The organism is Streptomyces sp. NPDC006687 (genome assembly GCF_040636215.1).
Taxonomy (GTDB): domain Bacteria; phylum Actinomycetota; class Actinomycetes; order Streptomycetales; family Streptomycetaceae; genus Streptomyces.
Map to the genome: position 1 here is coordinate 25,866 of NZ_JBEYJJ010000020.1, position 18,406 is coordinate 44,271.

An 18,406-nucleotide genomic window follows, 5' to 3' on the forward strand; every position below is an offset into this window, starting at 1 on the left:
AAGCCAGCATTCGAGATAGAAGGACGTGTCGTGGCTCAGAGCGCGCAGAGCAGCACAGAGACCGACTGGGTCTCCCGTTTCGCGGACGAGGTCATCGCCGAGGCGGAGCGCCGAGCCCCCGGCAAAACGATCGTCGTCGCCTCGGGCCTGTCCCCGTCGGGCCCGATCCACCTGGGCAACCTGCGCGAGGTGATGACCCCGCACCTGGTCGCGGACGAGATCCGCCGCCGGGGCCACGAGGTCCGCCACCTCATCTCCTGGGACGACTACGACCGCTACCGCAAGGTCCCCAAGGGCATCCCCGGTGTCACCGAGGAGTCCCACGCCCAGCACATCGGCCGCCCGCTGACCGCCGTGCCCGCCCCCGAGGGCTCCTCGTACCCGAACTGGGCCGAGCACTTCAAGGCCGCCATGGTCGACTCCCTGGCCGAGCTGGGTGTCGAGTACGACCCCATCAGCCAGACCGAGCAGTACACCTCCGGCGCCTACCGCGAGCAGGTGCTGTTCGCGATGAAGCACCGCGGCGACATCGACGCCGTCCTCGACCAGTACCGCACCAAGCAGAAGCCGGGCGGCAAGAAGCCCCAGCAGAAGCCGGTGGACGAGGCCGAGCTGGAGGCCGCCGAGGGCTCCGGCGCGGCCGGCGAGGACGACGGCAGCGCCGAAGGCGCCGAGTACTTCCCGTACAAGCCGTACTGCGGCATGTGCAACAAGGACTTCACCAAGGTCACGTCGTACGACGACGAGACCACGGAGATGACCTACGTCTGCACCGAGGACCAGTACACCGAGACCGTCAAGCTGTCCGAGTTCAACCGCGGCAAGCTGGTCTGGAAGGTCGACTGGCCCATGCGCTGGGCCTACGAGGGCGTGGTCTTCGAGCCCTCCGGCGTGGACCACTCCTCCCCGGGCTCCTCCTTCCAGGTCGGCGGCCAGATCGTCGGCCTCTTCGGCGGCGAGCAGCCCATCGGCCCGATGTACGCCTTCGTCGGCATCAGCGGCATGGCCAAGATGTCCTCCAGCAAGGGCGGGGTCCCCACCCCGGCCGACGCGCTGAAGATCATGGAGCCGCAGCTGCTGCGCTGGCTGTACGCGCGCCGCCGCCCCAACCAGTCGTTCAAGATCGCCTTCGACCAGGAGATCCAGCGGCTGTACGACGAGTGGGACAAGCTGGAGGGCAAGGTCGCCGACGGCTCCGTGCTGCCGGCCGACGCCGCCGCCCACTCCCGCGCCGTCCGCGTCGCCTCCCACGAGCTGCCGCGCACCCCGCGCCCGATGCCGTACCGCACGCTCGCGTCGGTCGTCGACATCACCGCCGGACACGACGAGCAGACCCTGCGCATCCTGTCCGACCTGGACCCCTCGCAGCCGCTGACCTCCCTGGAGGAGGTCCGCCCGCGCCTGGACCGCGCCGAGAACTGGATCACCACCCAGGTCCCGGCCGACCAGCGCACCCTCGTCCGTGAGGAGCCCGACACCGAACTGCTCGCCTCCCTGGACGACGAGGCGCGCCGCTCGCTGGCCATGCTGCTGGAGGGCCTGGACAGCCACTGGTCGCTGGACGGGCTGACCACGCTGGTCTACGGCGTCCCGAAGGTCATGGCCGGGCTGGAGCCGGACGCCAAGCCGACGCCCGAGCTCAAGGTCGCGCAGCGCGAGTTCTTCGCCCTGCTGTACCGGCTGCTCGTCACCCGGGAGACCGGCCCGCGCCTGCCCACGCTGCTCCTCGCGGTGGGGGCGGACCGGGTGCGCAAGCTGCTCGCGGTCTGAGACGTCCGGACGCCGAAGGGAAGGGCCCGCACCGCCGGATCACCGGGGGTGCGGGCCCTTCCGCGTGCGCGGGCGGCGCCGGCTCACTGCATGAACTTGTGCTCCAGGGCGCGCTGGTAGCGCTGCTTCAGGGTCGGCATCATCGCCTCGATGACCGAGACGCTGTCCGGGCGGAGGGACCCAAGGGCGGCGGTGAGGGCCTGGTCCACCTGCTGCGCGGTGGGGTGGCTGTTCTTCGCCTCCACGTACGCCTCGTACGCCTCGTACGCCGCTTCCTCGAACTTCTCCTGGTCGAGGGCGTCATGCGCCTCGTCGGCCTCGTCGGCGGCCGGGGAGTGGGGGTCCTGCTGCTGCTCCGGGCCGGCCGGGGGCATCACCGGGGTGGGCTCCAGGCCCTCGACGTACTGCGGGTTGTAGTCACCCTGGTACGCCGCCTGGGGGGCCTTCGGGGCGGCGAACCAGGCGCTGTCGTGCGCGGCGGGCATGGCCTCCGGGGGCACCGCGAAGGGGAGCGGGGCCTGCGCGAGCTTCGCCTGCCCCAGCCGCGCGGCGGCCCGGTCGAGCCCTTCCCACTGCTGCGGGACCTCGGGGCCGGTGGCGGGGTCTGCCTGGGCCTCCGGCCCCGGTACGGCCGGGCCGGCCGTCCCCGGAACGACTCCGGCCGCCGGACCCGCAGCGACGTTCGGACCGGCGAAGGCCGCCGGGTCGGCAGCGATGGCCGGACCCGCCGCGACCTGGCCGCCGGCGGCGTTCGGGCCGGCGACGCCCGCCGGGGCGGCGGCGAGTGCCGGATCCCCGACGGCCACCGGACCGGCGGGGACGGCCTGGCCGGCCGCGACCGCAGGACGGGCCGCGACTTCGGAGCCGGCAGCGGTGTTCGGGTCGGCGAGCCCGGCCGAGGCGGCAGAGACCGCCGCGCCCGATGCGACCGCCGGGCCGGCAGCGACGGCCGGGCCCGCGGCGCCCGTCTGGCCCGCCGCGCCCGCCGCACCGGCGGCGCCTGCCGCACCCGCGACGCCCGCCGCACCGGCGGTGACCGCCAGGCCCGTGGCGGGCTGGCCGCCGGCGACGGCCGCCGCCGGGCCCGGCGCCGCCGGCAGGGCCGCCGGCGGGAGCAGTACGGGGTCGATGCCCGCCGCCGCCAGGCCCTCCGGTGCCGTCCGGGCCAGCGGTACGCCGATGCGGGCCAGCCGCAGCGGCATCAGCGCCTCCACCGGTGCCTTCCGCCGCCACGCGCGCCCGTACCGGGCCTGGAGTCGCGCCTGGTAGATCAGCCGGTCCTGCTCCATCCCGACCGCCTGCTCGTACGAGCGCAGCTCCCACAGCTTCATCCGGCGCCACAGCTTGAACGTCGGCAGCGGGGACAGCAGCCAGCGGGTGATCCGCACGCCCTCCATGTGCCGGTCGGCCGTGATGTCCGCGATCCGCCCCACGGCGTGCCGCGCCGCCTCGACCGTGACGACGAACAGCACGGGGATCACCGCGTGCATGCCGACGCCCAGCGGATCGGGCCAGGCCGCCGCACCGTTGAACGCGATCGTGGCGGCGGTCAGCAGCCAGGCCGTCTGCCGCAGCAGGGGGAAGGGGATCCGGATCCAGGTCAGCAGCAGGTCCAGCGCGAGCAGCACGCAGATGCCCGCGTCGATACCGATCGGGAACACCAGCGAGAAGCTGCCGAAGCCTTTCTTCAGCGCCAGTGCACGGACCGCGGCGTACGACCCCGCGAAACCGATACCCGCGATGACGACGGCTCCGGCGACCACCACACCGATGAGAATCCGGTGCGTACGAGTCAGCTGCATCGCGGCCACTCGCGATCCCCTCCCCTTGTCGAGCTACAGGCAGGCACAGCGTACGGGTGACCCTGCGTCACCCGCTCCGTAGACCCCTACTGCTGGGGCGAGGCGGAGGCCGACGGGGAGCCGGAGGCCGCGGGCGACTCCGCCCCCGAAGGCGCCTGCTCGTTGCCGCCGTTGGCGACCGAGGTCACGACCTCCTTGGCCGCGGCGATCGCGTCCTGGAGCATCTTGCCCTGGTCGGGCGCGCCCGCGCCCTCGTAGGCGGCACCGTTGAAGTCGAGGGTGATCACGACGTTCTGGGTGCGGGCGACGACCGTGGTGTTGAAGAAGTCCACGTCCTTCTTGATCCCGTAGGCCACGGAGGTGGCCTGGTCGCCGACCCCCTCGGCCTGCTCGGTCTTGAAGTCGTGCCCGTCCTTGGTGGTCTTCGCCAGCTCGATCTGCTTGTTGTACTGCTCCTCCGCGCGCTTGTTGCCGCTGCCGAGGGAGGCGTGCGAGTCGTAGCGCACCAGGGACACGGAGAGCCAGCGGTACTGCGAGCCCTTCGTGCCGTCCGTGTCCAGGCCGTTCCAGGAGCAGCTGGCGCGGTTGGCGAGGTCGTTGGACTTGGCGGCCGTACCGTTCTTGTCCTTCGCGTCGCGGACCAGCGCCTCTATGGTCTTGGCCGGAACCGACTTGCAGGGGTCCGGCAGCTTCGCGAACGCCACCTTCTCCAGCGGGGCCGCGCCCTTCGTGCCCGGCTTGGCGGACGAGGACGAGGAGGACTTCTTGCCGGAGTCCGAGCCCGAGGAGGACTTCCCCGAGTCGGAGGAACAGCCGGCGACGGTGAGGATCACCGGGACGGCGGCACAGGCGAGAACGCGGGTGAGGCGCGAGGCTGATCGGTGCATGGTTCCTTCAGACGTTGGGGACATCTCGGTACTTATGGGCCCTGTTTCGGGGTGGTGCTCAGGGGTGTGGGACCCCCGCAACGGTAGCCCGACCCGGAGCCCGCCTGCTGTGCGCGCCGTCACGCGGGCCGTGCGCGCCCCCCTGCGGGGGCGCGTTCACTCGCTGAAACGCTCCGCGAGGGCCTCCGCCAGCTGACGCGCCTTGTCCTGCGTATCCGCGGCCGGCGGGACCTTGCCCGGGCCCGACGGCTGCACGCTGTACTCGACGGTGGCGATCACGTTCGAGGTACGGAAGACGATCCGCACGGTACGCGCCTGCGCGGCCGTGGCCCCGGCCGCGCCCAGCTTGTCGTCGAGGAACCCCTCACTCCCGAGCCCCTCCAGCACCCGCGACCCCAGCTCGGCCGGAGCGGACGACGCGGCCCCGGGCGTCCCGGTCCCGGGGGCGGTGCTCGCCCCCTGGACCGGCGGCACCGCACTGGAACTGGCACTGGAACCGGGGCCGGGGCCGGGGCTGGAACCAGAACCAGAACCAGAACTCGGCGTCAGGCTCGGACTCGGCCCCGGGAAGGGCAGGTGCGCGTCCGTCAGCCGGCGCACGTACACCTGGCGCGCCTTGTCGTCGTCGCTCGCGGTGGCGCGGTCGTACGAGACCACCCGCTCGAAGGTGACCGACAGCAGCAGGGTCGCGTCCGGGGCCTGCGCGTTCCAGCGGCAGCCGACGTGCCGGTCGGCGTCGTACGAGGGCTCGGCGGTCCCGGCGTAGAGCTGCTCGCGCTGTTCGGTGGTGAGGGAGTCGGAGGCCGGGAGCATCGCCCGCAGCCGCTTGGCGTCGACGGCCTTGCAGGGCTGCGGGAGGCTGCGGTACTTGCCGGGCTGCGCGGGGGCGGCGGCGCTGCCGCCGTTCTTCTGGTCGCTGGTGCTGCCGGTTCCGCCGCCGCCGGTGCAGGCGGTCGCGCCGGCGGCGAGCGCGGTGAGCATCGCGACGCCCGGCAGGAATCGGCTGCGCACCCGCGTGCGCTCCACGTCCATCGGCTTCACTCGCTCCCCTGGCTTCCTTGGCGTGCTCGGGAAATTCCGTTGCCGCGACTCGGGCACGGATGGACACAATGTCTATCGCACACGCTGGTGCCGGCGCCGGTTCCCTGTCTGGTTTGGGGTTATGAGCGCGGCTTTTCGCGTACTTCTACCTTTCTGCTGTTTTCCGGGGGATCGTTTAGTTATGTCGTATGTCGAGGTGCCCGGGGCGAACGTCCCGATCAGGATGTGGACCGATCCCGCGTCGGTCGAGGACAGCGCCATGCGGCAACTGCAGAACACCGCCGGCCTCCCGTGGATCAAGGGCCTGGCGGTGATGCCGGACGTCCACTACGGCAAGGGCGCGACGGTCGGCTCGGTGATCGCGATGAAGGACGCGGTCTGCCCGGCGGCGGTGGGCGTGGACATCGGCTGCGGCATGTCGGCGGTCAAGACCTCCCTCACGGCGAACGACCTCCCGGGCGACCTCTCGAAACTCCGCTCCCGCATCGAGGCGACCATCCCGGTGGGCACGGGCCTCCACCGGGACCCGGTGGATCCGGAGCGGCTGTACGGGTTCTCGCAGACCGGGTACGCCGATCTCTGGCAGCGCTTCGACTACATCGCCGATGCGGTCAAGTTCCGTCAGGAACGCGCCGTGAAGCAGATCGGAACACTTGGTTCCGGAAATCACTTCATCGAGTTCTGCCTCGACGAGTCGGGCTCGGTCTGGCTGATGCTGCACTCCGGCTCGCGTGGGATCGGCAACGAGCTCGCCGCGTACCACATCGGTGTGGCCCGGGGCCTGGCCCACAACCAGAACCTGGTGGACCGGGACCTCGCCGTGTTCCTGGCCGCGACCCCGGAGATGGAGGCGTACCGCAACGACCTGTTCTGGGCCCAGGAGTACGCCAAGTACAACCGCGCGGCGATGATGAGCCTGTTCAAGGAGGTCGTCCGGCGGGAGTTCCGCAAGGCGAAGGTCTCCTTCGAGCAGGAGATCAGCTGCCACCACAACTACGTGGCGGAGGAGCGGTACGACGGCATGGACCTGCTGGTCACCCGCAAGGGCGCGATCCGCGCCGGCAGCGGCGAGTACGGGATCATCCCGGGCTCGATGGGGACCGGCTCGTACATCGTCAAGGGTCTCGGCAACGAGCGGTCCTTCAACTCCGCCTCGCACGGCGCGGGCCGCAGGATGAGCCGCACGGCGGCGAAGAAGCGGTTCTCGGCGCGGGACCTGGCGGAGCAGACGCGGGGCGTGGAGTGCCGCAAGGACGCGGGCGTCGTGGACGAGATCCCGGGCGCCTACAAGTCGATCGAGCAGGTCATCGACCAGCAGACCGACCTGGTGAAGGTCGTGGCGAAGCTCAAGCAGGTCATCTGCGTCAAGGGCTGAGACGGGTGCGGAGGGCCCCGGACCGTGATCGGTCCGGGGCCCTTTGCGGGCGCCCGGTCCTACTCGCCGTCGAGGAGCAGGTCCACCGGGAGCCCGAGGGTCACGCCGACGGACTCCGGGACGGTGACGGTGGTGCCGCGCTTGTGGGAGGTGCGCAGGCGGTAGGCGCCGTTGTGCGGGTCGCGGCAGACGACGACTTCGTCGTGGCGGCGGTCGGCGATGACGTAGCAGGGGATTCCTGCCTTCGCGTAGGAATCGACCTTGGAGCCGAGGTCGTCCGCCCAGTTGGACGAGGTCACCTCGACGATGAGGCGGAATACGTCCGGCGAGTAACAGTTGTTCCGCCCCTTGAAGTCCAAGAAGTCCTTGCTCACCAGTGCGAAGTCCGGGATGGCGTAGTCGTCGGGCCCGGCCGGCAGCCATACTCCGATGCCCTGGAGATAGCGCAGGCCGGCCTTCTTCGCCCCGGCTTCGAAGAACCCGTAGGGGGCGTCAGAGCTCGCGGTGGACCTTGGTGTTCGACGCCTGGGCCCGGGGGCGGACCACCAGGAGGTCGATGTTGACGTGGCTGGGGCGGGTCACCGCCCAGGTGACGGTGTCGGCCACGTCGTCGGCGGACAGGGGGTGCGCGACGCCCGCGTACACCTTCTCCGCCTTCTCCTTGTCCCCGCGGAAGCGGGTGGTGGCGAACTCCTCCGTCTTGACCATGCCGGGGGCGATCTCGATGACGCGGACGGGCTGGCCGACGATCTCCAGGCGGAGGGTCTCGGCGAGGACGCGGGCGCCGTTCTTGGCCGCGACGTAGCCGGCGCCGCCCTCGTAGGTGGAGTGGCCGGCGGTGGAGGACAGGACGACGACCGTGCCGTCGCCGCTCGCGGTGAGGGCGGGCAGGAGCGCCTGGGTGACGTTGAGCGTGCCGATGACGTTGACCTCGTACATCGTGCGCCAGTCGGCCGGGTCGCCGGTGGCGACGGGCTCGGCCCCGATCGCACCGCCGGCGTTGTTGACGAGCACGTCGCAGCGCTGGAGGGAGGCCGCGAAGGCGTCGACGGCCGCGCGGTCGGTGACGTCGAGGGCGTACGCGGTGGCCTGGTGGCCGGCCGCGGTGAGCTCGGCGGCGAGGGCCTCGATGCGGTCCTTGCGGCGGGCCGTGAGGACGACGTGGTAGCCGGCGGCGGCGAGCTGACGGGCGGTGGCCGCCCCGATTCCGCTGCTCGCGCCGGTGACTACGGCGGTTCGGGTGGCCGTGCTCATGGTCGGGGCTCCTGCTCTCGGTCGTACGTGCGGGCGCTCGCCAGCATAGGCCGGGGCGCTGACGGGCCGCGTAGGCGAGCGGCGGCGAATGGGGGGTGGGCTCGCCCTCGTCCGTGTGATGGTCCGACCGGCGGTTCGCCGGGGTGGTTACCGTCCGCGCGAGGACGCGAGGACGCGAGGAGGTGGTGGCGGTGCGCCGTGGTGCCGTACGGGGTGTGGTGGTGGCGGGGTCGCTGGTGGCGGTGCTGGCCGGGGCCGGGCCGGCGGGGGCGTGGGCCGGGCCGGAGGCGGACGTGGCGTACCACGGGCGGGTGTCCCTGGTGAAGGGGCGGCTGACGGTGTGGATGGTGCCGCGCAACGAGGGCCCGTCGGCGCTGGCGAACGCGACCGTGCGGGTGCGCCTGTCGGCGGACCTGGCGGACGTGCAGGAGCCGGCCGGGGGGTGTGTACGGGCCGGGGTGCGCGAGGTGGTGTGCGAGACGGGCCCGCTGCCCGAGCACGGCCCGGGGCGGCACATCGGGCTGGTGCTCGGGCTGCGGGAGAAGCCGGCGGAGGTGGCCGTACGGATCGACACCGGGTGGAACGGCGGGGCGACCGACCGCAACCGGGCGAACAACGAGCTCGTGGTGCTGGCGCTGGACACCGGGGACCCCTACGCCTTCTGAACGCGCGGAGGCGTCAGACGGTGGCGCCGTCGCCGAACTCGGCCATGGCCTCGTCGACGATCCGCTCCAGCCGGGAGTGGTGGGCGCCGCGCCAGTAGACCCGCTCGCAGCCGGTGCACTGGGCGAAGACGTCGTACGAGCGCTGCGTGCCGTGCTCCAGCCGGTCGCCGACGCTGTCCTTGTCGGCCTCCCGGAGGGTTCCGTTGCAGGCGGTGCAGCGGGTCCAGGGGGCGAGGGCGGGGGCGAAACGGCCGAGGACGTCGCGGAGCTGGTCGTCGGGGTTGTCGCTGTAGACGTACGCGCCGGCGAAGATCTCGCGGCGGCGCAGCAGGCCCCGGTCCCGGGAGAGCAGGACGCGGCTCTCGGCGGCGGAGCGGGTGGCGAGGGCGGGGTCGCCGGGGTCCTCGTTGTCGTAGGCGGCGTCGACGCCGAGCAGGCGCAGCCGGCGGGCGAGGGTGCCGAGGTGCACGTCGAGCAGGAAGCGCAGCGGTGCGCCGGGGACCCGCTGGGGGCGCTCGACGCCGAACACCTCGACGGACTGCCCGGCCCGGGGCACGTACGAGACGGGCACCTCACGGCCGTCGACGAGGAGCCGGCCGACCTCGGTGAGCGGTACGCCCGCGGATTCGACGACGTGCCCGAGGCTGGAGGCGCCGTCGGTGGCGGTCGGTACGCGGTCGGCGCGGCGGCTGGGCGGCGCGAAGAGGCGTAGTTCGGGGGCGAGGGTGAGCTCAATACCGGGACCGTTCACGGACCCAGGATGCCATCGGGGGCCGGGGCGGCGCGGCTGAATTCCGCAGACGGGCTCAGGTGGCGGAGGCGGCTTCGTCGTAGGCGCGGCGGTGGGCGCTGACCTCGTCGAAGTGGTTCTCGGCCCAGCGCTTGACGGAGGAGAGCAGGCAGCCGAGGGTCCCGCCCAGCTCGGTGAGGCGGTAGTCGACGCGGACGGGTACGGAGGCGGTGACGGTGCGGGTGACGAGGCCGTCGCGTTCGAGGGAGCGCAGGGTCTGGGTGAGCATCTTCTGGCTGACGCCGGGGATCTGGCGGCCGAGCTCGCTGTAGCGCAGCGAGCCGTTCTCGGCCTGGCCGAGGGCGGCGAGGACGAGGCCGACCCACTTGTCGCTGATGCGGTCCAGGAGCTGGCTGGTGGGGCACTCCTTGAGGAAGGCGTCGTAGGCGGCGCGTTCCTCCGCACGGCGTGCGGCTGCGGTGCGTGTGGCCATGGGTTGCCCACTTCCAGGTCGGGTACGCACCCCGAAGTACGTACTTACGAAAAGAGAGTACCTCTCCATAAGTTAGTTACCACAGCGGGAACGACACCGATGGGGAGAGATCATGACCGAGCGCAGCGAGCAGGGCACGACCATGCGGGCCGTGGTCCTGGAGGACTTCGGCGGCCCGGAGCAGGTGCGCGTGGCCGAGGTGCCGGTGCCGGAGCCGGCGGCCGGGCAGGTGCGGGTCCGGGTGCGGGCCGCCGGGGTCAACCCGGTGGACGGCGCGGTCCGCGCGGGCGTCTTCGGCGGGGCCGGGCAGCGGATCGGGCTCGGCTGGGACGTGGCCGGGGAGATCGACGCGGTCGGCCCCGGGGTCGAGGGGTGGGCGGCCGGCCGGCGGGTGGTCGGGCTGCACTACGGCCCGGTCAAGCCGCTCGGCACGCACGCCGAGTACACGGTGCTCGACGCCTCGGCGGTGGCGGCGGCGCCGGAGAGCGTCGAGGACACCGTCGCGGCGGCGCTCCCGCTGAGCGGGCTGACGGCCGCCCGCGCGGTGGACCTGCTCGGGCTCGCCCCGGGCGGCTCGGTGCTGATCACCGGTGCGGCCGGGTCGGTCGGCGGCCTCGCGGTGCAGCTGGCCGCGCGGGCGGGGCTGGCGGTGACGGCCCTGGCGGGCGAGGGGGACGAGGCGTTCGTACGGTCGCTGGGCGCGACCGGTTTCGTACCGCGCGGGTCGGCTCCCGCCGCGCGGTTCGACGGGGTGCTGGACACGGCCGTACTGGGAGCGCCCGCGCTGGACCTCGTCCGCGACGGCGGGGTCTACGTGGGCCTGATCCCCGGCGCGGCGCCGGCGGCGGAGCGGGGGGTGCGTGTGGTGGAGCAGGAGGTCGCCGCCGACGGGGCGCACCTGGCCCGGCTGGTGGCGCTGGTCGACGAGGGCGCCCTGACGCTGCGCGTCGCCGACACCTTCGACCTCGACGACGCCGCGAAGGCCCACACCGCCCTGGCCGCCCCGGGCACCCGCGGCCGCGTGGTCCTCACGGTGTCCTGACGCGGGAACGGCGCCCTGGCCCCGGAACGGTCTCCTGACCCCGGGCGGCCAGGGCCCCACGGCCGGCTCGGGGCCGCCAGGGCCCTGCGGCCAGGGCCGCGGGGGCCAGGTCCCCACGGTCAGGGCCGGGCGGTCAGGGCCCGACCTCAGGGCCAGAGCGCAGGGCCAGATCTCAGGGCCAGACCAGGCAGTACGCCTGGTGGCCGTTCTCGTGGAGGCGGTGGGAGAAGTCCTGCCACTCGTGCAGGAGCTGGTAGACGTTGAAGGCGTCCCGCGGGCCCCCGCGGTCGGGGACCGTCGACCAGATGAACGCGGCCGCTCCCACCGACTCCTCGCCCACCCCGCGCAGCGGGTCGACGACCGTCATCGGGAGCTTGACCACCGCGTAGTCGGGGTGCAGGACGACCAGTTCCAGCGGGGGCACCTTGTGCAGGGGTATGCCCTCGATGCCGGTCAGGACCATCGCGGCCATCGTCTCCGGCTTGATCTTGGTGAACATGCCGCCCATGCCGAGCTCGTCGCCGCCCAGCTCCTCCGGCCGCATGGTCACCGGCACGCGGGCGGCCGTCGCGCCGTCCGGGGCGCCGAAGTACTTGTACGTCACGCCCATACCGCGGCCCTTGGGCAGCTCGTCCGCCTCCTCGGGGGCCTCGGCGGGCTCACCGGCCCGCTCCGGGCGCCCGCGCCCCTCCTTGCGGGGCCGCCCCGCCGCCCCGCTCCCGCTGTCGGGGTCCTCGTGGACCGGAGCCGGGGCAGGGGCCGGCATCGGGGTGTCCGGGGTGCGGTCGTGGAGCGGGGAGGGCCCGGGGGCGGCCGCCTCCGCGGCCTCCGCGGCCCGGCGGTGCCGGCCTCGGCGGCGGGCCTCGCGGGCGCGCTGCGGGTCCAGGCCGTCCGTACCCTCGCCCGGTCCACCACCGCGTTGCATATCTCCACCCGACTGGTATTGCCTGCCCCGGCTCCGCGGCCGCCGCCACGCAGCCTGATCATCATGGCAGTGACCTCCCCCGAGGCGGCGCGGTGAAACGCCCCTCCGCAAGTCTGTCGCGGCCTCTGAGACCATGGCTGGTGTGAGCTACCCGTACCCGTATGAAGCCCCAGTTTCGCAGACGCTCTTCGAGCGCGCGTCCCTCGTGACCCCCGGCGGCGTGAACTCTCCCGTCCGCGCCTTCCGTGCCGTGGGCGGAACGCCCCGGTTCATGGTGTCCGGTACCGGTCCCTACCTGACCGATGCCGACGGGCGTGAGTACGTCGACCTGGTCTGCTCGTGGGGGCCGATGATTCTCGGCCACTCCCACCCCGAGGTGATCGAGGCCGTCCAGGCCGCGGTCGCCCGCGGCACCTCCTTCGGCACGCCCGGCGAGGGCGAGGTCGCCCTCGCCGAGGAGATCGTCGCCCGTATCGAGCCCGTCGAGCAGGTGCGCCTGGTGTCCTCCGGCACCGAGGCGACCATGTCGGCGATCCGGCTGGCCCGCGGCTTCACCGGCCGCGCCAAGGTCGTCAAGTTCGCCGGCTGCTACCACGGCCACGTCGACGCGCTGCTGGCCGCCGCCGGTTCCGGCCTGGCGACCTTCGCCCTGCCCGACACCCCCGGTGTGACGGGTGCGCAGGCCGGCGACACGATCGTGCTCCCCTACAACGACCTCGAAGCGGTGCGGGCGGCCTTCGCCGCGCACCCCGGTGAGATCGCCTGCGTGATCACCGAGGCGGCCCCCGGCAACATGGGCGTGGTCACCCCGCTCCCGGGCTTCAACCAGGGTCTCGCCGACCTGTGCCGGGAGAACGGCGCGCTGTACATCTCCGACGAGGTGATGACCGGTTTCCGTACCTCCAAGGCCGGCTGGTACGGCGTCGACGGCGTCAAGCCGGACCTGATGACCTTCGGCAAGGTCATGGGCGGCGGCTTCCCGGCGGCGGCCTTCGGCGGCCGCGCCGACGTCATGGGCCACCTGGCCCCGGCCGGCCCGGTCTACCAGGCGGGCACCCTCTCCGGTAACCCGGTCGCCACCGCCGCGGGCCTCGCGCAGCTGCGGCTGCTCGACGACGCCGCGTACGCGAAGGTCGACGCGGTCTCGAAGGAGATCCAGGGTCTGGTGACGGCGGCGCTGGCCAAGGAGGGCGTGGCGCACCGGCTGCAGACGGCGTCCAACATGTTCTCCGTCTTCTTCACCCCGGACGAGGTCCGCAACTACGACGAGGCGAAGCAGCAGGAAGGCTTCCGCTTCAACGCGTTCTTCCACTCGATGCTGGCGCAGGGCGTCTACCTGCCGCCGTCGGCGTTCGAGTCCTGGTTCGTGTCCACCGCCCACGACGAGCGCGCGGTCGAGCGCGTCGCGGCCGCGCTGCCCGCCGCCGCCCGAGCCGCCGCGGAGGCGACCGCATGAGCGACATCACCGTCGTCCACCTGATGCGGCACGGCGAGGTCCACAACCCCGACGGGGTCCTGTACGGGCGCCGCGCCGGCTACCACCTGTCCGAGCTGGGCCGGCGGATGGCCGACCGGGTCGCCGAGCACCTCCAGGACCGGGACGTCACCTACGTGGTGTCCTCCCCCCTGGAGCGGGCGCAGGAGACGGCCGCGCCGATCGCGAAGACGCACGACCTGGAGATCGCCACCGACGGCCGGCTGATCGAGGCGGGCAACGTCTTCGAGGGCAAGACCTTCGGCGTCGGGGACGGCGCGCTGCGCAAGCCCGGCAACTGGAAGCACCTGACGAACCCGTTCAAGCCGTCGTGGGGCGAGCCGTACGTCGAGCAGGTCGTGCGGATGATGAGCGCGATCGAGGCGGCCCGGGACGCGGCGCGCGGCCATGAGGCGGTGGCGGTCAGCCACCAGCTGCCGATCTGGATCGTGCGCAGCTTCGCGGAGCGGCGCCGGCTGTGGCACGACCCGCGGCGCCGGCAGTGCACGCTGGCCTCGCTGACCTCGTTCACGTACCAGGACGACACGCTGGTGTCGGTGGGCTACAGCGAGCCGGCGCGGGACCTGGTCCCGGCGCACCTGCTGGCCGGCGCCAAGCCGGTGAAGGGGAAGTCGAAGGCGTTCGGCGCGTAGCCGGGCGGGCTGACCTGGGCATTGAGACGCCGTCGGGGGGTGCGGAAGATCCGCAAATCGCTCATGCGAAACTTTTCACATGAGCCTTAGCCGCGCCCCCCGTAGCCGCCGCTCGACCAGCGGCCGTGCCGCCGCGCTGACCGCGGTGGCCTTCGCGAGCGCCCTGACCCTGACGGCGTGCGGTGACGGCGGCAGCACGTCGGCCGGTTCCGCCGGAGGCAACTACGTGACGGGCCCCAGCGGGATCTCCACCGTCGCGCAGGCCGACCGGGTCGAGGCCCCCAAGCTCGACGGTGCGACCGTCGACGGCAAGACCCTCGACACCACCACCCTCAAGGGCAAGGTCGTCGTCCTGAACGTGTGGGGTTCGTGGTGCCCGCCCTGCCGGGCCGAAGCCCCCTACTTCGCCACGGTGTCCAAGGAGATGGGCGACGCCGGCAAGGACGTGGCGTTCGTGGGGATCAACACCCGCGACAACAGCACGCAGAACGCCGCCGCCTTCGAGCAGAACTTCGGGATCACCTACCCGAGCCTGTACGACCCGGACGGGAAGCTGATGCTCCGCTTCCCCAAGGGCACGCTGAACGCGCAGTCGATCCCGTCCACGATCGTCCTGGACAAGCAGGGCCGGATCGCGGCCCGCACGCTGGTCGCCGTCAACGAGGAGCAGCTGCGTTCGATGATCGACCCGCTCCTCGCGGAGAAGTGACCTCGTGGTCCTCGCTCATCTCCTCGCCGCCGAGCCGACCGGCGTGAACACGACCGTGCTGTCGGGCGGGCTGCTGATCGCCCTGCCGATCGCGCTGCTGGCGGGGCTGGTCTCGTTCTTCTCCCCCTGCGTCCTGCCGCTGGTGCCCGGCTACCTGTCCTATGTGACGGGGGTCAGCGGCGCCGACCTCGCCGAGGCGCGGCGCGGGCGGATGGTGGCCGGCGCGGGGCTGTTCATCCTCGGCTTCACCGCGGTGTTCGTCTCCACCGGGATGCTGTTCGGGCAGGTCGGCAACGTCCTCCAGGGCGAGAACAAGGAGATCATCACCCGTGTCATGGGTGTCCTGGTCATCCTGATGGGCCTGTTCTTCATGGGCTGGATCCCGGGCCTGACCATGCGGGAGTTCCGCTTCCACCGCAAGCCCACGGCGGGTCTGCTCGGGGCGCCCGTGCTCGGTGTGCTCTTCGGCATCGGCTGGACCCCCTGCATGGGCCCGACCCTCGCGGCCGTCGGCACCCTGTCCATCAACGAGGCGACCGCGGGGCGCGGCGCGCTGCTGACGGCGGTCTACTGCTTCGGGCTCGGTGTGCCGTTCATCCTGGCCGCCGTGGCCTTCCGCAAGGCGCTGGGCGCGTTCGGATGGGTGAAGAAGCACTACGCGTGGGTGATGCGCATCGGCGGCGGCATGCTGATCCTGACCGGTCTGCTGCTCGTCACAGGAATGTGGTTCAGCATCGTCAACGAGATGCAGGGCTGGGCCAACGGCTTCACGGTCGGGATCTGAGGACTACACGCACATGAGTACGACCGACAAGGCGCCCGCCGAGGCGCCGAACGAGGACGCGGCCGCCCGCGCCCAGCTCTCCACGGCCCCCGTCGAGGACACCGCCACCGCCCCCGTCGGCATCGGCGTCCTCGGCTGGGCCCGCTGGTTCTGGCGTCAGCTCACCTCCATGCGGGTGGCGCTGATCCTGCTGTTCCTGCTCTCCCTCGGCTCGATCCCCGGCTCCCTCATCCCGCAGACCCAGGTCGACGCGATGAAGGTCGCGCAGTGGAAGAAGGACCACGCCTTCTGGGTCCCGGTCGCCGAGAAGCTCCAGCTCTTCGACGTCTACAGCTCGGTGTGGTTCTCCGCGATCTACATCCTGCTGTTCGTGTCGCTGATCGGCTGCATCGTCCCGCGCACCTGGCAGTTCGTCGGCCAGCTCACCGGCCGCCCGCCGGGGGCCCCGCGCCGCCTGGACCGGATGCCGGCCTACACCACCTGGCGCACGGACAAGGACCCCGAGGAGGTCCTCGCCTCCGCGAAGGGCCTGCTGGGCGGCCGCCGTTTCCGCACGGAGGCGTCCGGCGGCAGCGTCGCCGCCGAGAAGGGCTACCTCCGCGAGGCGGGGAACCTGGCCTTCCATATCGCCCTGATCGTGATGCTCGTCGCCTTCGCGGCCGGGCAGCTGTTCAAGTCCGAGGGCGGCAAGCTCGTCCTGCGCGGCAAGGGCTTCTCCAACACGCTCACCCAGTACGACGACTTCAAGTCCGGCAGCCTCTTCTCCGCCGACGACCTCGCGCCGTTCTCGTTCACCCTGGACAAGTTCGACGCCAGCTACGAGAAGAGCGGCCCGCAGAAGGGCACCGCCCGCGACTTCAAGGCGTACGTCACCTACCGCGAGGGCGCCGCGGGCGAGCCGAAGAAGGCCGAGATCGAGGTCAACAAGCCGCTGGAGGTCGACGGCTCGAAGGTCTACCTGCTCGGCCACGGCTACGCCCCGGTGATCTCCGTGACGGACCCCTCCGGGCAGGTCGTCTACCGGGACGCCGTCCCGATGCTGCCCTTCGACGCGAACCTCTCCTCCTCCGGCGCGGTGAAGGTCCCGGACGGCTACCGCAACAAGAACGGCGACAAGGAGCAGCTCGGCTTCAACGCCATGTTCGTGCCGACGTTCGCGGGCGCCGGCAAGGGCACGATGCTCTCCCAGTTCCCGGACCTGGGCTTCCCCGTCCTCGCCCTCAGCGCCTACCACGGCAGCCTGGGCATGGACTCGGGCCTGCCGCAGAACGTGTACCAGCTGAACACCTCCAAGATGCAGGAGTTCAAGGACCCCCAGGGGCAGCTGTTCAAGCAGCGGCTGCTGCCCGGCGAGACGATGACCCTGCCCGACGGCGCCGGCACGGTGAAGTTCGAGGGCATCGAGCGCTGGGCCACCTTCTCCATCACGCACCAGCCCGCCTCCGGGCTGGCCCTCGCGGGCGCCGTGTTCGCCATCGGCGGTCTGGCCGCGTCCCTGTTCATCCAGCGCCGCCGGATCTGGGTCCGTGCGGTGCGCGGGGCCGACGGGGTGACCGTCGTCGAGATGGCCGGACTGGGACGCAGTGAGTCCGCGAAGCTCCCGGAGGAGCTGTCGGCCCTCTCCGCCGCCCTCTACGAGACGGCACCGAGCCCGGCACAAGCCCCCCCGGCACAAGCCACCACCACAGAAGAAGAAGGGGAGCGCGCATGACGCTGCTCGCGGCGGCGACGAACGAGAGCCTCGCCGATCTCAGCAACAAGCTCGTCTACGCGTCGATGGCGGTCTACACGCTCGCCTTCTTCGCGCACATCACCGAGTGGGTCTTCGGCAGCCGCAGCAAGGTCGGCCGTACGGCCGCCGCGCTGACCCCGAAGGCCGCGGCCGCGGCGGGCGCGCCCGCCGTGCGGGTGCGGACCCAGGGCGGCGGTACGGCCGTCCTGGACAAGCCGAAGGTGGTCACCCGCGCCGCGGCCGGCGTCCGCGACGTCCCGGACGGCCCCGGCGCGGCCGGCGGCACCGAGAAGGGCGACCTGTACGGGCGCATCGCGGTCTCGCTGACCGTCCTCGGTTTCCTGATCCAGGCCGCGGGCGTGGTCTCCCGCGCCCTGTCGGTGCAGCGCGCCCCCTGGGGCAACATGTACGAGTTCAACCTGACCTTCTCCACGGTGGCCGTGGGCGCCTACCTGGCGCTGCTGGCGCTGAAGAAGAACGTCCGCTGGCTCGGCCTGATCCTGGTCACCTCGGTCCTGCTGGACCTGGGCATCGCCACCACCTGGCTCTACACCGCCAGTGACCAGCTGGTCCCGGCCCTGCACTCGTACTGGCTGTGGATCCACGTCTCCACCGCCATCTTCTGCGGCGCCGTCTTCTACATCGGTGCGGCCGGGGCGGTCCTCTACCTCTTCCGCGACAGCTACGAGAGCCACCTGGAGGCCGGACGGACCCCCGGCCGCTTCCGTACTTCGGTGCTGGAGCGGATGCCCTCGGCGGCCACCCTCGACAAGTTCTCGTACCGGATCAACGCGGCCGTCTTCCCGCTGTGGACGTTCACCATCGTCGCGGGCGCGATCTGGGCGGGCGACGCCTGGGGCCGCTACTGGGGCTGGGACCCCAAGGAGGTCTGGTCCTTCGTGACGTGGGTGGCGTACGCCTGCTACCTGCACGCCCGGGCCACCGCCGGCTGGAAGGGCCGCAAGGCCGCCTACCTGGCGCTCTTCGCCTTCGCCTGCTGGATCTGGAACTACTACGGCGTGAACATCCTGCTCAGCGGCAAGCACTCCTACGCGGGCGTCTGACCCCGG

At 72.1% G+C, this 18,406-nt stretch carries 18 protein-coding genes; 10 read left to right on the top strand and 8 right to left on the bottom strand.

The window, feature by feature from the left end; genetic code table 11:
* The first annotated feature begins 30 nt into the window (after nucleotides 1–30).
* Nucleotides 31–1,770, top strand: a complete 1,740-nt coding sequence (gene lysS / locus ABZ716_RS22060; RefSeq protein WP_358961017.1) for a lysine--tRNA ligase — start codon at nucleotides 31–33, stop codon at nucleotides 1,768–1,770.
* Nucleotides 1,771–1,853: 83 nt separating this feature from the next.
* Here the strand turns inward: lysS and ABZ716_RS22065 are convergent, their stop codons facing one another.
* The 3 genes from ABZ716_RS22065 to ABZ716_RS22075 form a co-directional block, all read right to left on the bottom strand.
* Nucleotides 1,854–3,581 carry a DUF2637 domain-containing protein gene (locus tag ABZ716_RS22065; protein ID WP_358961019.1) on the bottom strand — a complete coding sequence of 576 codons (1,728 nt, stop codon included), beginning with the start codon at nucleotides 3,579–3,581 and terminating at the stop codon, nucleotides 1,854–1,856.
* A 77-nt stretch (nucleotides 3,582–3,658) separates the two neighbouring features.
* Complete coding sequence (locus ABZ716_RS22070; protein ID WP_358961022.1) at nucleotides 3,659–4,459, bottom strand: DUF3558 family protein; 801 nt, start codon at nucleotides 4,457–4,459, stop codon at nucleotides 3,659–3,661.
* Nucleotides 4,460–4,615: 156 nt separating this feature from the next.
* Nucleotides 4,616–5,491 (bottom strand): DUF3558 domain-containing protein, encoded by an 876-nt coding sequence (locus tag ABZ716_RS22075; protein WP_358961071.1) that lies wholly within the window; start codon nucleotides 5,489–5,491, stop codon nucleotides 4,616–4,618.
* Nucleotides 5,492–5,681: 190 nt separating this feature from the next.
* Here ABZ716_RS22075 and ABZ716_RS22080 point away from each other — a divergent pair, with 190 nt between their 5' ends.
* On the top strand, nucleotides 5,682–6,875 hold the full coding sequence (locus ABZ716_RS22080) for an RtcB family protein (RefSeq protein ID WP_355972497.1): 1,194 nt from the start codon (nucleotides 5,682–5,684) through the stop codon (nucleotides 6,873–6,875).
* Nucleotides 6,876–6,934: 59 nt separating this feature from the next.
* Here ABZ716_RS22080 and ABZ716_RS22085 read toward each other — a convergent pair whose 3' ends face one another.
* Together ABZ716_RS22085 and ABZ716_RS22090 are read right to left on the bottom strand one after the other, a co-directional pair.
* Nucleotides 6,935–7,324 (bottom strand): Uma2 family endonuclease, encoded by a 390-nt coding sequence (locus tag ABZ716_RS22085; protein WP_358961073.1) that lies wholly within the window; start codon nucleotides 7,322–7,324, stop codon nucleotides 6,935–6,937.
* 43 nt (nucleotides 7,325–7,367) lie between these two features.
* Entirely contained in the window at nucleotides 7,368–8,129 is a 762-nt protein-coding gene (locus ABZ716_RS22090) for an SDR family oxidoreductase (protein WP_358811365.1), read from the bottom strand.
* 191 nt (nucleotides 8,130–8,320) lie between these two features.
* On the opposite strand from ABZ716_RS22090, the gene ABZ716_RS22095 reads away from it, so the two are divergent.
* The gene (locus tag ABZ716_RS22095) at nucleotides 8,321–8,794 is read left to right on the top strand and encodes a hypothetical protein (protein WP_358811364.1); all 474 of its coding nucleotides are present in this window, start codon (nucleotides 8,321–8,323) and stop codon (nucleotides 8,792–8,794) included.
* Nucleotides 8,795–8,807: 13 nt separating this feature from the next.
* Here the strand turns inward: ABZ716_RS22095 and ABZ716_RS22100 are convergent, their stop codons facing one another.
* On the bottom strand, nucleotides 8,808–9,545 hold the full coding sequence (locus tag ABZ716_RS22100; protein WP_358811363.1) for a Mut7-C RNAse domain-containing protein: 738 nt from the start codon (nucleotides 9,543–9,545) through the stop codon (nucleotides 8,808–8,810).
* A 55-nt stretch (nucleotides 9,546–9,600) separates the two neighbouring features.
* Nucleotides 9,601–10,017 carry a helix-turn-helix domain-containing protein gene (locus ABZ716_RS22105; protein ID WP_358811362.1) on the bottom strand — a complete coding sequence of 139 codons (417 nt, stop codon included), beginning with the start codon at nucleotides 10,015–10,017 and terminating at the stop codon, nucleotides 9,601–9,603.
* 142 nt (nucleotides 10,018–10,159) lie between these two features.
* Between ABZ716_RS22105 and ABZ716_RS22110 the strand changes: the two genes are divergently transcribed.
* Nucleotides 10,160–11,059, top strand: coding sequence for an NADP-dependent oxidoreductase (locus ABZ716_RS22110; protein WP_358961075.1), 900 nt, complete (start codon nucleotides 10,160–10,162; stop codon nucleotides 11,057–11,059).
* A gap of 172 nt (nucleotides 11,060–11,231) precedes the next feature.
* Here the strand turns inward: ABZ716_RS22110 and ABZ716_RS22115 are convergent, their stop codons facing one another.
* The gene (locus ABZ716_RS22115; protein ID WP_344151394.1) at nucleotides 11,232–11,669 is read right to left on the bottom strand and encodes a hypothetical protein; all 438 of its coding nucleotides are present in this window, start codon (nucleotides 11,667–11,669) and stop codon (nucleotides 11,232–11,234) included.
* 448 nt (nucleotides 11,670–12,117) lie between these two features.
* Between ABZ716_RS22115 and hemL the strand changes: the two genes are divergently transcribed.
* The 6 genes from hemL to ccsB all read left to right on the top strand — a co-directional run bounded on the left by hemL (nucleotide 12,118) and on the right by ccsB (nucleotide 18,400).
* Nucleotides 12,118–13,440: a glutamate-1-semialdehyde 2,1-aminomutase gene (hemL, locus tag ABZ716_RS22120; RefSeq protein ID WP_358811361.1), complete on the top strand. Its 1,323-nt coding sequence runs from the start codon at nucleotides 12,118–12,120 to the stop codon at nucleotides 13,438–13,440.
* Nucleotides 13,437–14,111, top strand: a complete 675-nt coding sequence (locus ABZ716_RS22125; protein ID WP_351882561.1) for a histidine phosphatase family protein — start codon at nucleotides 13,437–13,439, stop codon at nucleotides 14,109–14,111. The genes hemL and ABZ716_RS22125 overlap by 4 nt, the downstream gene beginning before the upstream one ends.
* Before the next feature lie 79 nt (nucleotides 14,112–14,190).
* Complete coding sequence (locus ABZ716_RS22130; RefSeq protein ID WP_351882563.1) at nucleotides 14,191–14,820, top strand: TlpA disulfide reductase family protein; 630 nt, start codon at nucleotides 14,191–14,193, stop codon at nucleotides 14,818–14,820.
* A gap of 4 nt (nucleotides 14,821–14,824) precedes the next feature.
* Nucleotides 14,825–15,604, top strand: coding sequence for a cytochrome c biogenesis protein CcdA (locus ABZ716_RS22135; protein WP_358811360.1), 780 nt, complete (start codon nucleotides 14,825–14,827; stop codon nucleotides 15,602–15,604).
* A 13-nt stretch (nucleotides 15,605–15,617) separates the two neighbouring features.
* The gene (locus tag ABZ716_RS22140) at nucleotides 15,618–17,315 is read left to right on the top strand and encodes a cytochrome c biogenesis protein ResB (protein ID WP_358961025.1); all 1,698 of its coding nucleotides are present in this window, start codon (nucleotides 15,618–15,620) and stop codon (nucleotides 17,313–17,315) included.
* A complete protein-coding gene (gene ccsB, locus ABZ716_RS22145; protein ID WP_358811358.1) occupies nucleotides 17,312–18,400 on the top strand; it encodes a c-type cytochrome biogenesis protein CcsB in 1,089 nt (362 codons plus the stop codon). The genes ABZ716_RS22140 and ccsB overlap by 4 nt, the downstream gene beginning before the upstream one ends.
* Nucleotides 18,401–18,406 lie beyond the last annotated feature (6 nt).

Excerpts from the sequence above, each read along its gene's own strand:
- ABZ716_RS22070 (WP_358961022.1), bottom strand. The coding sequence starts at position 4,459 with ATGCACCGATCAGCCTCGCGCCTCACCCGCGTTCTCGCCTGTGCCGCC.
- ABZ716_RS22075 (WP_358961071.1), bottom strand. The coding sequence starts at position 5,491 with ATGGACGTGGAGCGCACGCGGGTGCGCAGCCGATTCCTGCCGGGCGTC.
- ABZ716_RS22080 (WP_355972497.1), top strand. The coding sequence starts at position 5,682 with ATGTCGTATGTCGAGGTGCCCGGGGCGAACGTCCCGATCAGGATGTGG.
- ABZ716_RS22090 (WP_358811365.1), bottom strand. The coding sequence starts at position 8,129 with ATGAGCACGGCCACCCGAACCGCCGTAGTCACCGGCGCGAGCAGCGGA.
- ABZ716_RS22105 (WP_358811362.1), bottom strand. The coding sequence starts at position 10,017 with ATGGCCACACGCACCGCAGCCGCACGCCGTGCGGAGGAACGCGCCGCC.
- ABZ716_RS22110 (WP_358961075.1), top strand. The coding sequence starts at position 10,160 with ATGCGGGCCGTGGTCCTGGAGGACTTCGGCGGCCCGGAGCAGGTGCGC.
- ABZ716_RS22115 (WP_344151394.1), bottom strand. The coding sequence starts at position 11,669 with ATGGGCGTGACGTACAAGTACTTCGGCGCCCCGGACGGCGCGACGGCC.
- hemL (WP_358811361.1), top strand. The coding sequence starts at position 12,118 with ATGGCTGGTGTGAGCTACCCGTACCCGTATGAAGCCCCAGTTTCGCAG.
- ABZ716_RS22125 (WP_351882561.1), top strand. The coding sequence starts at position 13,437 with ATGAGCGACATCACCGTCGTCCACCTGATGCGGCACGGCGAGGTCCAC.
- ABZ716_RS22130 (WP_351882563.1), top strand. The coding sequence starts at position 14,191 with ATGAGCCTTAGCCGCGCCCCCCGTAGCCGCCGCTCGACCAGCGGCCGT.
- ABZ716_RS22140 (WP_358961025.1), top strand. The coding sequence starts at position 15,618 with ATGAGTACGACCGACAAGGCGCCCGCCGAGGCGCCGAACGAGGACGCG.
- ccsB (WP_358811358.1), top strand. The coding sequence starts at position 17,312 with ATGACGCTGCTCGCGGCGGCGACGAACGAGAGCCTCGCCGATCTCAGC.